Raw genomic sequence first — 15,504 nt, forward strand, 5'->3', positions numbered from 1 at the left:
ATTAGAGAGTTTTTGCTTTCTCGATAGCTTCTTGTATAGAACCAACCATATAGAAAGCTTGCTCTGGTAGATGATCATATTCACCGTTAACTATAGCTTTAAAACTTGCTACAGTATCTTTAAGTGATACGAACTTACCAGGGTTACCAGTAAATACCTCTGCTACATGGAATGGCTGTGATAAAAATCTCTGAATTTTACGAGCTCTATCAACAATTTTCTTATCCTCATCAGATAATTCATCCATACCTAAAATAGCAATAATGTCTTTCAACTCTTTGTACCTTTGAAGTACTTTCTGTACTGCACGAGCTGTTTCATAATGTTCTTGACCTACGACTAATGGATCTAGCTGTCTAGAAGTTGAATCTAGAGGATCAACTGCAGGATAAATACCAAGCTCAGCAATCTGACGTGATAGTACAATCGTTGCATCTAAGTGCGAGAAAGTTGTAGCTGGTGAAGGATCAGTTAAGTCATCTGCTGGTACGTATACAGCCTGAACAGAAGTAATAGATCCTGTCTTAGTAGATGTAATACGCTCTTGTAAAGCGCCCATCTCTGCTGCTAGCGTTGGCTGATAACCCACAGCAGACGGCATACGACCAAGTAGTGCTGATACTTCTGTACCTGCTAATGTATAACGATAGATGTTATCGATAAACATTAATACATCACGTTTCTCATCACGAAAACCTTCAGCAATAGTCAAACCACTAAGAGCTACTCTTAGTCTGTTACCAGGCGGCTCATTCATCTGGCCATACACTAATGACACTTTATCTAATACATTAGAGTCTTTCATTTCATAGTAAAAATCATTACCTTCACGAGTTCTCTCACCAACACCTGCAAATACAGAATAACCACTATGCTCTTTTGCAATATTATTGATAAGTTCCATCATTGTTACAGTTTTACCAACACCAGCACCACCGAATAAACCTACCTTACCACCTTTAGCAAATGGGCAGATAAGATCTACTACTTTAATCCCTGTTTCTAGTATTTCCGTACTTAAAGCTAACTCATCATATGCAGGAGGAGCTTGGTGGATAGATCTTTTCTCAGTATATTCAATTGGCCCAGCCTCATCTATTGGCTCACCCAATACATTCATGATACGCCCAAGTGTACCATGGCCAACTGGGACAGAAATAGGTGCATTTGTATTTTTAACTTCCATACCACGTTTAAGACCATCACTAGAGCCCATAGCAATAGTACGAACTACACCATCACCGATCTGTTGTTGTACTTCTAGCACTAGACCAGTTTCTACTACATTTAAAGCATCATATACTTTCGGTGTGTTATCTCGAGCAAACTCCACATCAATAACAGCACCAATTACTTGAATAATTTTACCTGTACTCATTTACCTCTCCTAAACTGCTGCCGCACCTGAACAAATTTCTGCAAGCTCTTGCGTAATCATAGCTTGTCTTACTTTATTGTAATCTAATTTCAACTGATCAATTATATCACTAGCATTATCAGTTGCATTTTTCATAGCTATCATACGAGCAGCTTGCTCACATGCTGCATTTTCTAATATTGCACCTCTGACTTGAGCTTCAATATATCTGATACATAAAGCATTTAAAACTTCTTCTATATCTCTCTCATAAATATAATCCCAATGACCTTTAGATGCCTTCTCTTTATTTGATTTTATTTCTTCTGCTAAGAAGATATCTTGAATTGGTAGCAATGTTTGTAATCTAGGTCTTTGTTTAATTGTGCTTACGAATTGATTACTACTCATATATAACCTATCAATCTCGCCTACTATAAACTTATCTAGCATCACTTTAACTGCACCACCAATAGCTCTAAAACTACCTTCTTTGTCTTTATCATTATAATGAGCTGTTGCTACAACATTGACATCTTTCAATTTTGCAAAGAAATTTTCAGCTTTTGTGCCAATCACACATACATCGACTCCAATCCTATCTTCGATATTGTTCTTAATACTTTTCAAGACATGTTTGAAAAGATTGATATTAAGACCACCACAAAGACCCCTGTCTGTAGATGTGACTATGTAACCAACTCTTTTTACCTCTCTATCAAACAAATAAGGATTAGGATAATCAATACTTGCAGCTGTGACATTTTTGATAATAGTGTTTGCGCTTTCAACATAAGGGCGCACATTATTCATTTTAACAATTGCACCTCTCATTTTACTAGCAGCAACTAATTCCATTGCGCCTGTGATTTTTTGCGTGTTCTTGACACTTTGCACTTTGGAACGTATTTCTCTAGCATTAGACATCGTCTATACTCCTATTACCAAGCTTGATTTGCTTTGCAGTCTTCAACAATAGTTTTTAACTTATCAGCAATCTCTACGTCATACTTACCTGTTTCATTAATTTCTGCAATCACATCTGCATACTTAGTTTCTGCTAGTGCATGTAAAGCAGATTCAAAAGGTATCACCTCTGAAACTTCCAAGCTGTCTAAATAACCATTATCAGCAGCATAAAGCGATAATGCCATTAAAGCCACAGATAAAGTTGAGAACTGCTTTTGTTTTAGTAATTCTGTTACTCTTTGACCTCTATTTAACTGTGCACGAGTTGCTTCATCTAAGTCTGATGCAAATTGTGAGAATGCTTCCAACTCTCTAAATTGTGCAAGCGCTAAACGGATACCACCACCAAGTTTCTTAATAATCTTAGTTTGTGCTGCACCACCGACACGCGAAACAGAGTTACCAGGGTTAATCGCTGGTCTTAAACCAGAGTTAAATAAATCTGTCTCTAGGAATATCTGACCATCGGTGATTGAGATAACATTCGTAGGAACGAATGCTGATATATCACCAGCTTGTGTTTCAATGATTGGTAATGCTGTTAATGAACCAGTTTTGCCCTTAACTTCACCGTTAGTAAATTTCTCTACATATTCTTCATTTACTCTAGCTGCTCTTTCTAGCAGTCTTGAGTGAAGATAAAATACATCACCAGGATAAGCTTCACGCCCAGGCGGTCTTCTTAGTAGTAGTGAGATCTGTCTGTAAGCCCATGCTTGCTTAGTTAAATCATCGTAAACGATAAGCGCATCTTGGCCACGATCTCTAAAATACTCACCCATAGAACAACCAGCATATGGTGCGATATATTGTAATGCTGCAGAATCAGAAGCTGTCGCTGCAACAATAATCGTATGCTCCATTGCTCCATGCTCTTCAAGCTGTCTTACAATATTTGCAATTGTAGATGCCTTCTGACCAATAGCAACATAGATACATTTAACACCTGTACCCTTTTGGTTAATAATCGTATCAACAGCAATTGCGGTTTTGCCGATCTGTCTATCACCAATGATAAGCTCTCTTTGACCTCTACCAATTGGTACCATTGAGTCAATTGATTTAATACCTGTTTGTAATGCTTGATCTACTGATTTTCTCCAAATTACGCCAGGAGCGATTTTTTCAATAGGCGAAGTTAGATCAGTTGCCACCTCACCTTTACCGTCTATAGAGTTACCTAAAGCATCAACAACCCTACCTAAAAGAGCTTCACCAACTGGTACTTCTAAAATTCTACCTGTACAATATGCTTTATCACCTTCTTTGATATGCTCATATTCACCCAAAACTACAGCACCGACCGAATCTGTATTTAAGTTAAGAGCTAGACCATACACATCTCCTGGTAGCTTAATCATTTCACCAGCTGCGACATCATTCAAACCATAAATAGTAACAATACCATCAGCAACACTGACGATTGTACCTTCTGACTTCAGTTCAACTGAATTATCAAATTTTTCGATTCTTTGTTTTATTAAACCACTTATTTCTGATGGACTTAGTTGCATAAGCTCACTTCCTATAATTTATGATAACAAAATACTTTTTAATTTCTCTAAATGGCCAGATACTGAATTATCAATAACTGTATCTCCAACCTTTACCACTGCTCCACCAACTATCGCTGGATCGATATTTATATGCATATCAATAGTGCAGCTAAATTTCCTCTCCAAACTAGCTTTCAAGCTATCCAAGACGTTTTTATCTGTAGCATAAGCTAAAGTAACATCAGCCACTCTAATGTTGTTATGGATATTTTTAATAGTCTCAAATTGATTTGCTATTTCTGGCATTATTGATAACTTTTTATTTTCAGCTATCAAAGCAAGAAAATTAAAAAAGTTTTCATCTAATTGTTTTTTTAGAGCATCTATAACCTCGATCTGAGATATAGTAGGACTAGATATAATTGCAGCCACAGAGCCATCTTTGATTAACTCAGAAAATGTTTGAAGCAACTTAGACCATTGTTGTAGTAGGTTATGTTCATTTGCAAACTCAAATGCTGCTTTGGCATATGGCTTCGCAATCACACTTATATTTGTCATGTGTTTACCTTATTAAAAGTTATACTTTTTCTACAAAGTCTTCTAAAACTTTTTTACTAGCTTTCTCATCAACATTTACTGATATGATTTTGCTAGCAGCTGCCATAGCTAGACTAACAAGCTCTTGCTTAAGTTGCTCTTTCGCTTTAATCTTCTCTTGCTCTATTTCAGCCATAGCCATGCTTTTAATCTTATCAGCAGCCGCAATAGCTTCTTCTTTTGCTTGCTCATCAACTTTATGAGCTCTTACATAAGCATTTTCAACTATTTCGGTTGCCTTAGCCTTAGCTTCACGCAAAACCTCTGCAGACTGTCTTTTAGCAACCTCTAGTTCTCTAGATGCTCTATCAGCAGATGCTAGACCTTCAGCAATCTTTTCTCTACGCTCTTCTAAAGCTTTACGTAGCGGGGGCCATACAAACTTCATTGTAAATCCAACAAAGATTGCAAATGTTATCATTTGCCCTATTAGAGTTATATTAATATCCATCTACTTATCCTTTAGATAATGAAACTTATGATTTTATTATTTATTATGCACCGATTACTTTCTGAGCCGCTTCAGCTAAGCCAGGAATCGCTAGAGGATTTGCATAAAGAACTAAGAAACCAATCGCTATTGAGATAGCAGCAAATGCGTCAACGAAAGCCGCAACAATAAACATACGACCAAGTAGCATTCCACCTAGCTCAGGCTGGCGTGCAACACCTTCAAGATACTTACCGCCTAAAACACCAAAACCTATCGCTGTACCTAAAGCTGGTAAAGATATCAGTAAAGCTACTGCAACTGCTGTCAAACCATTTAAGTTTCCTAAAACCTGTAAAGACATATTCATTTTTTATTTCTCCTGTTTATTAAAGATTTATTTTAGGTTAGTTTAAACTTAGTGAGCTTCCTGCGCCATGTTTAAATAGACAACAGTTAGCATCATAAACACAAAAGCCTGTATCAAAACGATTAAGATATGGAATATTGCCCATATACCACCAAGAGTCCACTGAAACCACCACGGCAACAAAGCTATAAGAATAAATATAAGTTCTCCAGCAAAAATATTACCAAACAAACGCAGCGACAGTGAAACTGGCTTAACTATTTCATCAACCAGTCTAAAAAAGATATTTAAAGGAAATAACCAAATACCAAAAGGTGAGCTCAACACTTCTTTAACCAGTCCAAAACCTTTTGCCTTAAGATTATAAAAAATTACTAGGAAGAAAACAGCAATTGACATAGCAAAAGTAACATTAGGGTCAGCAGTAGGCACAACCCTGAAGTAAGCCTCATGGCTAGTAGTAAAGAAACTAATTATCCAACCAAAAAGATCGACTGGAAGTAAATCCATAAAATTCATCAGCACCACCCAAACAAAAATAGTAAGCGCTAATGGTGTAACAAAGTCTCTTTTATGATGATAGTTCTCAGCAACCATACCATCCATCCACTCCCAAATAGCTTCAATCATATTCTGAAACTTGCCTGGAACGCCCGAATTAGCTTTTCTAGCTGCTAAAAACATAGCTAATATAAATACAACTCCTAATATAACACTCACTAATAGTGAATCAACATTAAGCTGCCAAAAAGAACCTTCACCTAAGCTTACTTGCCAGTGATGCAAGTGGTGCTGTACATATTCAGTAGCTACTTGAGAGCCTGCCTCTGTATTTGCCATTATTTTATTCCACCAGTATGTATATATTTCTACTTTTGTATAACCACTTAAATAAACCTATCTGATCTTTTTGAACAAGATAGGCACAAAACACACAGCTAATTGTAACAAAACTAAACCAAAAATGTAAGAAAATAATTTCGGTTTTACGTAAATTGCTAGCAATATTGTTAGCAGTGCTACAATGCTTAGTTTCAAAAGCTCGCTGAGATAAAATATTGCTATTTCGACCCAAGGACTGAACTGCTTATTTATAAGTAACCTGAAAAAAAACACAAAATTAGCTAAAAACATTGTTAATGAACCTATTAAAAACGAATTAGCATAAATATGACCATACAATATTAAAATAATAGTATAACCAAATAATGTTAATACTAATTGAAGCAAGATAAATTTTTTGGTATCAATCCTAATATTTGCTAACATTACTGAATCTCATCAATCAAAACACCCCCTTTATCATACCAAAAAAGCCCATATTAGCAAAGAAAAAGCTTTAACCCTTGATTTATAAAACTTTGGAACATAAAATTAAATTTCTCATCATCTTAACTAATGACATATGGAACAAAGGATATATAATATACGTGGCTACGCATGGATAATAATAATACTTAGTTCGTTTTTACTATTTGATAAATACGTAATGCAAGTATTTCCAAGTTTAATTACTGATGATATGATGTCTAGCTTTGGTACTAACGCTACGCAAACAGGAGCATTAGGTTCAGCGTTTTTCTGGTCTATCATTATCTGCCAACTCTTTCTAGCTGGACCAATTATCGATAAATTTGGCTTTAGACTAATTAGCCCTATTTCAATCACCATTTCTGCTACTGGTGTTATATTATTCGTTGTTGCAGCAAACTTAGGTAGTCTAAGTATGGCCTACATTGCGAGAATAACTACTGGTTTAGGTGTATCCTTTGCTACGATATCTTATCTTAAGGCTGTTTCAGTATGGTTTGAGCCACGCAAATTTGCTTTTGCTGCAAGTTTTCTTGCTACTGCAGCAATGATTGGCGCGTTATGTGCTCAAGCTCCTTTAGCTTACCTGATAACACTCTGTAGTGATTGGAAGATGGCTATGCTGCTATTCTCGGTAGCTAGCTTGCTAATTGCTGTGGTTTACTATATCGTTGTACGTGACTTTAACCCTAAGCAACCAGAAGCTAGTTCATCTAGTAATCAATTAAAAACTTTGGATGCTCTAAAAGAGGTCATCAAAAATAAAAACAACTGGCTCTTAACATTTTATGTCGGATTAAGCTTTACAGCAGTTGATGCTTTTGCTGGTTTCTGGGGTAATGCTTATTTCAGAGAGGCATATCATATATCAAGAGAAGAAGCTGCTAGTATAATCTCAATGATTTTTATCGGCATGGCTATTGGCTCACCAATTATCGGTAAATTATCTGAAATTCTTGATAGTAGAAAGGGAGTGATGATATTTTTCCACATAATTGGTACTATCGCACTTAGCTTTGTTTTATTAACAAAAACAAGCGCAACGATATCGGCAATACTATTGTTCATCTTTGGTCTATGTTTGGGGATTTATATGCTTTCATTTGCTATAGGAAACCGTATAAATCCTATAATTATAACCGCAACAGTAGCTGCTTTCATAAATACAGGTGAGCCAATTTTAGGCGCAATATTTGATCCACTTATCGGATATTTTCTAGATTGGTCATGGACTGGCAAGTACATAAATAAAACTGGAGAAATCGTCTCTCAATATACAAACTCTGCTGATATTAAGTACTTTGAGTTAAACTCATACCATTTTGCATTTACAACTTTAGTTGCAAGTATGATTGCTTCGCTTGTAATATTAGTCATGATAAAAGATAAAAAAGACTGATTCTAATTTTGGATAAATTTCTCAAATCTAGAATCCAAATTTGCTGTGACTGATATTTGCCTTTGTTGCTTTTCATCATAGAACTCTAACTTAACTGCATGCAATAATAACTTATCATCCCCTTTGTCTAACAATAATTCATCTTTACTAGCAAAGCCATATTTCTTATCTGCCACAATAGGATGACCCATTGCTTTTGTATGCACCCTAATTTGATGAGTTCTACCTGTTTCTAGCTTTATTTCAAGTAGACTATAGCCACCTTGTAAATGCCTAACTGATACAATCCTAGTTAAAGCCTGCTTTCCCTCTTTATTATCAACTTTGACAAATCTTTGACCATCTTTAGTTTCTGTTCTTTTTAAGGGTAAAGCTATTGTGGTGATTTTTTTATCCCAGTGGCCATGAACTATTGCATAGTAAACCTTATTGACTTTGCGCTGCTTGAATTTTTCAAAGAAATACACCAATAAACTATGCTTCTTTGCTAAAAGCACACAACCTGAAGTTTCTTTATCAAGCCTATGTACTAGATCCAAACGCCTAACTTTAGGACGTAGCTGCCTTAGACGCTCAACCAATCCTGAATTAACTCCAGAACCTCCATGTACTGCCATGCCTGATGGTTTATCAACTATTATATAGTCATCGTTCTCATAAAGGATACGCTGTTCTAAGAAATCCAGATGAGACTGTGAAACTTTTATTGGCTTAGCATCTTCTTCTAAATTAAATGGCGGCACTCTGACAATATCTCCCGCTCTTACACGCGATGTCTGCTTGACTCTTTTTTTATTTACACGCAGTTCACCTTTACGGATCCATCGATAAATTAAAGATTTAGGTAAACGAGAAAATCTGCTTAACAAAAAATTGTCAATACGCTGTTCTATAATATCATCTGAAACCTCAATAAGCTCAACCTTATTCATCTATAACTCCAAACCTTGAGTTCTGCATATCATTTAATCGGCTTATAGTCCGTTGAAACTCAAACTTAAGTCTTTCACCATTATATAAGTCCTTAAAATCACAATCAGCAAGAATTACAACCTTTTTATTCTGATCATAAAACTCATCTATCAATGCAATAAAGCGTCTTGCCATATCCTCATTATAAGAACCAAAACCTACTAAATTATAGATAAAAAGCTGTTCATATCTATGACAAATTTCAATATAATCATTAGCACTTCTACCATCGCCACAAATAACCTTAAAGTCAAAACAAATATCTCTATGACTTAACAATATGGTTGGAATATCCCTAGCTAAAACTCGTATACTGAAATCCTTATCAAAATGAATATTTCTAAGAAAGAATTTATCAAAGAAATTTTTACGATTGTGTTCATTATATGGATATAGGTAATTTAGATACTCTATAGGCAAACTAAACCTATAATCAACCCCGGAATCTAAATTTAGTACAGCAACATTTTTAATTAAAATATCGATAGCAGGTAAGAACAATTCGCGTTGCAAACCATTTTTATAAAGTTTTTCTGGCTCTATATTTGAGGTTGCTACCAGCACTACACCAAACTTAAATAACTCGGTAAAAATGCTACCTAAAATCATAGCATCAGCAATATCTTCAACAAAGAATTCATCAAAACATATAACTTGTGTTTGTTTCGCCATGTCATAAGCAACTTTTGAAATTGGGTTTTTTCCCCCCTGATATTTTCTCAATTGCGTATGAATGTTTTTCATAAAGTGTGAAAAGTGTTGTCTTTTTTTATTCTTTATTGTGAGGTTATTATAAAAGATATCCATTATAAAGGTCTTACCACGACCTACCCCCCCCCACATATATAAACCTTTGATACAAGGGTAAAAAGTTTTCTTAAACAATCTAAATTTAGATTTTTTTTTTGAATCAATTTGTTCTATTATTTCTTGCAACCGCCTAATAGCTTCAAGTTGTAAAGAATCCACCCTTAAGCCAAGTTCATGAACTTTTTGAAGATAAATATTTTCGAGTTTCATTTTTATTTGATTTCTTTATCTTTTACTAAAATCAGCAAGAAAAATGATACAATCATGCTAAACACAAGGATTAAAAAAGCATGATGATAAGCATTTATATGAAAATATCTATGCGCTCCTTCTGAAACTATAGTACTAATATGGTTTTGTGCATCTATATACTGGCCCGTCCATGTCAAATCTAATAAATGACCTATTAGTGGATCAGATAAAGCACCTAATAAAGGCTCACCAGTATTTATCAAGGCAGCTACTGTTGCAGCAACTACCACTGGATTTATACGGTTACCAATTGCAAAAGCTAGCATATATACACCTAAGCAAAAACCAAAAATAAATAGTAAAACCCCAGAAATTGGTGGTGTAAGTTTAAATTGTAGAACTACGGCTAGGGAAATTGTCGCAATAATATGAAAAATCACCATAATCCCAACTCTATTATCAAATTTCTCAGAAAGCTTACCAATTATAGGTGAACCAATCGCAAGTCCTAAGAACATCATCGAAACAATATATGATGCATCTTTTGCTGTGATACTATATAACTCTCTAAAATAGTTATTACCCCAAATTCCACCAAAAACATCTATTGTGGTAAAAGTAAGGCCAGTATATAAAGTAAGATACCAATTATTTTTATTTAAAAGGACTTTCTTTATTCCAGCAAGTGTTCCAGTATTACCTTTTATTTGATTTGCGTATGAAGCATCAGGATTATAGTCTCTGACTAAAGCTAAATATAAAAGTGCTATAACAATACTAAAACAAGCATAACTAATTAATGCTCTATGCCACGAACCTGTAAGCTCTATTAGATAAACAAGTGGTACTTGACCTAGCAAAGCTCCAGTCATTGCTGCTGTCATCAAAAAGCTACACACAAAAGCAAACTTGCGTGGATCAAACCATACTGCAGCTGCTTTAATATAGCCAACTGTTGCAAATGAAGCCCCAATACCTATCATTAGTCTTGAGATACAACCTAATGCAAAACTATGGATATCTGCAGATAATACAAATAATAATAGACCCAACGCAGACAAGATCAATGAGAAAAAACTTACTTTTCTAAATCCTAGCTTATCAATAATAGGTCCTGCAACAAAGAACTGGCAAAACACTACAGACCATAAAAATAGTGAGATCATTGCGCTCATTTCAGTAGCATTTATTGAAAAACTACTCATTAGCTCATTGGCAATCAAGCTAGGAGAAACATTCATTATATATTTATCGATTAGTAGAAATGAGCTTAACCCAACTACAATCCATGCATAACCTTTTATATTATGTAATTTCATATACCTCTATCTTTCTAAAAAATTAATCAAATCATTAAAAGCAACTTGTTGTTGTTCTTTGTCTTGCTGAAGGTATTTTATACCAGCAAAGCCTTTATCTAACTCATCTTGTCCAATTATTATAGCAACTTTAGCTCCAGATTTATCAGCTTTCTTGAATTGTGATTTAAAGCTGCCAAATTTCAGATCCATATCTATTCTAAGCTTAGGAAGCTCTTGACGAATATTCTCAACTATAACTAGAGACCGATGAAGCTGATTACTGTCTAATACAAAAAACACATCACAATTGTTGACTTGTCTAGGCAATTTACCTAAATCTTCTAATAATATTAGCAAGCGCTCCATGCCTATAGCAAAACCTATCGCAGCTGTTTTTTGACCACCAAGATCCTCTATTAGACTATCGTAACGACCACCTGCACAGATCGCACTCTGTGAGCCAAGCTTATCAGTAGTCCATTCAAAAACCAAGCCACTATAATAATCCAAACCTCTGACAAGGTTTTGATTTAACTTATACGCAACACCTAAAGCATCTAAACATTGACAAGTTTGCTTAAATCTCAATCGCAAATCTTGGTCTATAAAATCAATAAGCTTAGGTGCGTTTGCTAAGATTTGTTGTGTCTTCTCTACCTTAGAATCTAATATTCTTAGAGGATTCTTATCCAATCTCTTGATAGAGTCTTCATCAAGCTCAGTATGATATGGTTTTAGATATTCAATTAGTGAATGAGTATACTCTTGTCTATTAATGCTCGAACCAAGACTATTTAATTCTAAAGTTACATACTCAGAAATTCCAAGCTCTTTGAAAAGACTCCATGTAATAGCAAGAATTTCTAAGTCAATAGCTATACCATCGAAACCATAAGCTTCAACTCCAAGCTGATAAAATTGTCTGTAGCGACCTTTTTGTGGACGCTCATAGCGAAACATAGGACCACAATACCATAGTTTCTGCGTCTGTCCTCGATTAGCTAAGTTATTTTCAATAACCATTCTAACACAACCAGCCGTTCCTTCTGGACGTAGCGTGAGACTATCACCATTGCGGTCTTGAAAATCATAAGTCTCTTTTGAAACTATATCAGAGTTTTCACCGACAATTCTATGAAACAGCTCACTTTTCTCAACAACAGGTAGCCTTGTTTCACTGTAGTTATATCTATCAAGTATGAATTTTATTTTTGTTTCTAAGAATTGCCATTTATAACTATCTAGCGGCAGTACATCATTAAATCCACGAATAATAGTAAGCTTACTCATAAGCTACCTACCTTAACTTCTCAGCTTTAGTTTCTTTATCGTTGTGTTTATAGTTTTCTTGTAACGATTTATCTTCTTGCTTGATGATTTTTGAATCAGCATCGAGTGCTTGCTGGATTTTTTCTTCCATTTGCATACCGTAATCAAGCGAAGTGTCATAAATAAACTTAAGGTTTGGAACAATTCGTAAGCTTAATGACTTAGCTATAGATGCTCTAAAGAAACCTTTTGATTTTTCAAATGCCTTGTCAATATATTCAGCTTCCTCAACAGCTAAGCAGGTATAATATACTTTTGCATAAGATAGATCCTTAGAAAGATCAACTTCTGTAATAGTTGCACTAGCCAGCTTAGTATCTTTTATTCTAGTACGCAGTAATAAAGATATAACTTTCTGAAGCTCACTTGCAACTCTTTGTACTCTACCCTCTGCAGCCATAATTACAACTCCTTAGCAACCTCGATAACCTCAAACACCTCTATTTGGTCGCCCTCACGGACATCATTGTAGTTTTTGACACCAATACCACACTCCAAGCCTTTTTTGACTTCACTAGCATCGTCTTTGAATCTTTTAAGCGACTCTAGTGTACCTTCGTAAATAACAACATTATTACGCAAGACACGGATAGGATTAGTGCGCTTGACCACGCCCTCTACAACCATACATCCAGCAATTGAGCCAAATTTAGATGAACGATAAACTTCTCTAACCTCAGCGATACCAATAATCTGCTCTTTCATTTCTGGAGAAAGTAAACCAGACATTGCTTTTTTAACATCATCTATTAAATCATAAATAATGTTGTAATAACGGAATTCTACACCATCAGTTTCTGCAAGTTTCTTAGCTGCATTATCAGCACGGACATTAAAACCTATAACAACCGCCGTTGAAGCCACAGCCAAAGTCACATCTGAAGATGTAATCGCTCCTATACCGCTTGCAATTATATCAACCTTAACCTCATCTGTTGAAAGTTTAAGCAATGACTCTCTAATTGCCTCAACAGAACCTTGTACATCGCCTTTAAGGATAATCTTAAGTACTTGCTGTTCACCTTCTTTACCCATGTTATTAAACATGTTTGATAGTTTAAGTGCTTGTTCTTGAGCAATTTTAGCTTCTTTTTGTTTCTGTGAGCGTTGAGCTGCAAGTTCTTTTGCTTTCTTCTCATTTTCAATCACAACCATCTCATCACCAGCTGCTGGCACACCTGATAAACCAAGTATCTCCACAGGAGTAGCTGGGCCGGCTGCTTTTATCTTTTTACCAAGATCATTATGCATAGCCCTTACTCTACCGTATTCGGTACCACATAAGATATTATCACCTTGTTTAAGGTTACCATTTTGCACAAGTACAGTTGCGACTGGACCACGACCTTTTTCTAGACGTGACTCAATTACGACACCTTCAGCTAAGCCCTCAGCAAATGCCTCTAATTCTAGAACTTCTGATTGTAAAAGTACCGCATCTAATAGATCAGCAACACCTTCACCAGTCTTAGCAGAAACGTTTACAAACATTACATCACCACCCCATGATTCTGGGATTACATCCCTTTGCGCAAGTTCACCAATTACTTTATCAGGATCAGCTTCTGGCTTATCAATTTTATTTACCGCAACAACAATTGGAACTCTTGCTGCTTTAGCATGCTGAATTGCTTCTTCAGTTTGAGGCATAACACCATCATCAGCAGCAACAACTAAAATTACGATATCTGTACTCTTAGCACCACGTGCACGCATTGAAGTAAAAGCTTCATGGCCTGGAGTATCTAAGAATGTAATAGAACCTTTATCTGTCTTAACAGAATATGCGCCAATATGCTGTGTTATACCACCAGCTTCACCCGCAACTACTCGTGTTTTACGAATATAGTCTAGCAATGATGTCTTACCATGGTCAACATGTCCCATTATAGTTACAACTGGAGCTCGAGAAATTTTCTTGTATAAGCTTCTATCAACTGTTGTTACCGCTTCTTCAAGAGCATTTTCATTGTGTAGCGTATATTTATGCCCCTTCTCTTCAACAATCAAAATTGCCGTATCTTGATCTAGCGATTGATTAATTGTCGCCATCACACCCATATTAAATAGTACTTTAACGATTTCAGCACCTTTAACCGCCATTTTTTGCGCCAGTTCACTTACAGTAATACCTTCGTGAATTTCTACAGTCCTGACCGTATTCTCAACTGGTTTTGTAAATTCTTGTTTTTTGACTTTTGGTGCTTTTAGTTTACCTTTCTTAGCTCCAAACTCATCAAATGACTCCATATCACCAGCAAGTTGTGAAAGCTGTCTTGGATTAGCTTTTTTGAAACCTTTGCCTCCAGCTTTCTTTACTTTAGATTTTTTCTCTTCTTCTTCTCGTTTATACTTTGTATTAGTATTAGTAGCTTCAGAGAAAACTTTCTTAGCAGATTTTTTCTTGACTTGTTTATTGTTCGCTGCTGTATCTTCATCATTCTCAGCGGTAACTTCCTCAACCTTAATTTCCGGCATTGCAGTTATCTTAAAACCACCACCTTTTATAACCGTTCTTTTTATTTCATCTTGACGCTGCTCAACCACTTCGTTTTCAACAGCCTGTTCAATACTATTTTGCATTACACCTTGTTCTTTTACAGCTTCTATTAACTGAGAATCTTGAGTTGAGGTTTCAAGCTCTTGTACCTGTTCTACTGTGGCAGGTTCTTGTTCTTCTACTCTCTTAGCAATTCGTCTTTTTCTTTTGACTGAAACATTTATCTTATGTTTACCATCAAGCTTAACTGAAGTTACTTTCTTTCTAGTCACGGTATTTTTGGTATTATTAATCTTCTCTAGAAGTGTTTTCATTTCTGCTGGAGTTAATGTATCTTTCTCACTAGACTTCTCAATACCAAAAGATTTAAGCTGTTTTAGTAGTGCATCTACTTCTTTATTTGTTTGCTGTGCTAACTGCCCAACTGTAATCTCTGCCATTTCCCTCTCCTTTGTACTATTTCTGATA

15 protein-coding genes are annotated in these 15,504 nt (G+C 35.5%); 1 reads left to right on the forward strand and 14 read right to left on the reverse strand.

Annotated elements, in window-relative coordinates; all coding sequences use genetic code 11:
- Position 1: 1 nt before the first annotated feature.
- Genes atpD through CGC45_RS08255 form a run of 8 tightly spaced genes read right to left on the reverse strand, consistent with a single transcriptional unit; the run spans position 2 to position 6,491 of the window.
- A complete protein-coding gene (gene atpD, locus CGC45_RS08220; protein WP_071629803.1) occupies positions 2 to 1,378 on the reverse strand; it encodes a F0F1 ATP synthase subunit beta in 1,377 nt (458 codons plus the stop codon).
- A 9-nt stretch (positions 1,379 to 1,387) separates the two neighbouring features.
- Positions 1,388 to 2,284: a F0F1 ATP synthase subunit gamma gene (locus CGC45_RS08225; protein ID WP_071629804.1), complete on the reverse strand. Its 897-nt coding sequence runs from the start codon at positions 2,282 to 2,284 to the stop codon at positions 1,388 to 1,390.
- A gap of 14 nt (positions 2,285 to 2,298) precedes the next feature.
- A complete protein-coding gene (atpA, locus tag CGC45_RS08230) occupies positions 2,299 to 3,840 on the reverse strand; it encodes a F0F1 ATP synthase subunit alpha (RefSeq protein ID WP_071629805.1) in 1,542 nt (513 codons plus the stop codon).
- An 18-nt stretch (positions 3,841 to 3,858) separates the two neighbouring features.
- On the reverse strand, positions 3,859 to 4,383 hold the full coding sequence (locus tag CGC45_RS08235) for a F0F1 ATP synthase subunit delta (RefSeq protein WP_071629806.1): 525 nt from the start codon (positions 4,381 to 4,383) through the stop codon (positions 3,859 to 3,861).
- Between the two features lie 19 nt (positions 4,384 to 4,402).
- A complete protein-coding gene (locus CGC45_RS08240) occupies positions 4,403 to 4,873 on the reverse strand; it encodes a F0F1 ATP synthase subunit B (protein WP_071629807.1) in 471 nt (156 codons plus the stop codon).
- 43 nt (positions 4,874 to 4,916) lie between these two features.
- Complete coding sequence (locus tag CGC45_RS08245; RefSeq protein ID WP_071629808.1) at positions 4,917 to 5,222, reverse strand: F0F1 ATP synthase subunit B; 306 nt, start codon at positions 5,220 to 5,222, stop codon at positions 4,917 to 4,919.
- A 48-nt stretch (positions 5,223 to 5,270) separates the two neighbouring features.
- Positions 5,271 to 6,062: a F0F1 ATP synthase subunit A gene (atpB, locus tag CGC45_RS08250; RefSeq protein ID WP_071629809.1), complete on the reverse strand. Its 792-nt coding sequence runs from the start codon at positions 6,060 to 6,062 to the stop codon at positions 5,271 to 5,273.
- Between the two features lie 57 nt (positions 6,063 to 6,119).
- Positions 6,120 to 6,491, reverse strand: coding sequence for an ATP synthase subunit I (locus CGC45_RS08255; protein ID WP_071629810.1), 372 nt, complete (start codon positions 6,489 to 6,491; stop codon positions 6,120 to 6,122).
- A 136-nt stretch (positions 6,492 to 6,627) separates the two neighbouring features.
- Here CGC45_RS08255 and CGC45_RS08260 point away from each other — a divergent pair, with 136 nt between their 5' ends.
- Positions 6,628 to 7,932, forward strand: a complete 1,305-nt coding sequence (locus tag CGC45_RS08260; protein WP_071629811.1) for an MFS transporter — start codon at positions 6,628 to 6,630, stop codon at positions 7,930 to 7,932.
- A 2-nt stretch (positions 7,933 to 7,934) separates the two neighbouring features.
- On the opposite strand, the gene CGC45_RS08265 is transcribed toward CGC45_RS08260, so the two are convergent.
- Genes CGC45_RS08265 through infB form a run of 6 tightly spaced genes read right to left on the reverse strand, consistent with a single transcriptional unit; the run spans position 7,935 to position 15,476 of the window.
- Entirely contained in the window at positions 7,935 to 8,864 is a 930-nt protein-coding gene (locus tag CGC45_RS08265; RefSeq protein WP_071629812.1) for an RluA family pseudouridine synthase, read from the reverse strand.
- Positions 8,857 to 9,924 carry a cell division protein ZapE gene (gene zapE / locus CGC45_RS08270; protein ID WP_071629813.1) on the reverse strand — a complete coding sequence of 356 codons (1,068 nt, stop codon included), beginning with the start codon at positions 9,922 to 9,924 and terminating at the stop codon, positions 8,857 to 8,859. The genes CGC45_RS08265 and zapE overlap by 8 nt, the downstream gene beginning before the upstream one ends.
- A 2-nt stretch (positions 9,925 to 9,926) precedes the next feature.
- A complete protein-coding gene (locus CGC45_RS08275; RefSeq protein WP_071629814.1) occupies positions 9,927 to 11,225 on the reverse strand; it encodes an MFS transporter in 1,299 nt (432 codons plus the stop codon).
- A gap of 6 nt (positions 11,226 to 11,231) precedes the next feature.
- Positions 11,232 to 12,497: a histidine--tRNA ligase gene (gene hisS / locus CGC45_RS08280; RefSeq protein ID WP_071629815.1), complete on the reverse strand. Its 1,266-nt coding sequence runs from the start codon at positions 12,495 to 12,497 to the stop codon at positions 11,232 to 11,234.
- Between the two features lie 7 nt (positions 12,498 to 12,504).
- Positions 12,505 to 12,936 carry a 30S ribosome-binding factor RbfA gene (gene rbfA / locus CGC45_RS08285; RefSeq protein ID WP_071629816.1) on the reverse strand — a complete coding sequence of 144 codons (432 nt, stop codon included), beginning with the start codon at positions 12,934 to 12,936 and terminating at the stop codon, positions 12,505 to 12,507.
- A 2-nt stretch (positions 12,937 to 12,938) separates the two neighbouring features.
- Positions 12,939 to 15,476: a translation initiation factor IF-2 gene (gene infB, locus CGC45_RS08290; protein ID WP_071629817.1), complete on the reverse strand. Its 2,538-nt coding sequence runs from the start codon at positions 15,474 to 15,476 to the stop codon at positions 12,939 to 12,941.
- Between the last annotated feature and the right edge of the window lie 28 nt (positions 15,477 to 15,504).

The sequence above is a fragment of the Francisella opportunistica genome, from assembly GCF_003347135.1.
Lineage (GTDB): Bacteria > Pseudomonadota > Gammaproteobacteria > Francisellales > Francisellaceae > Francisella > Francisella opportunistica.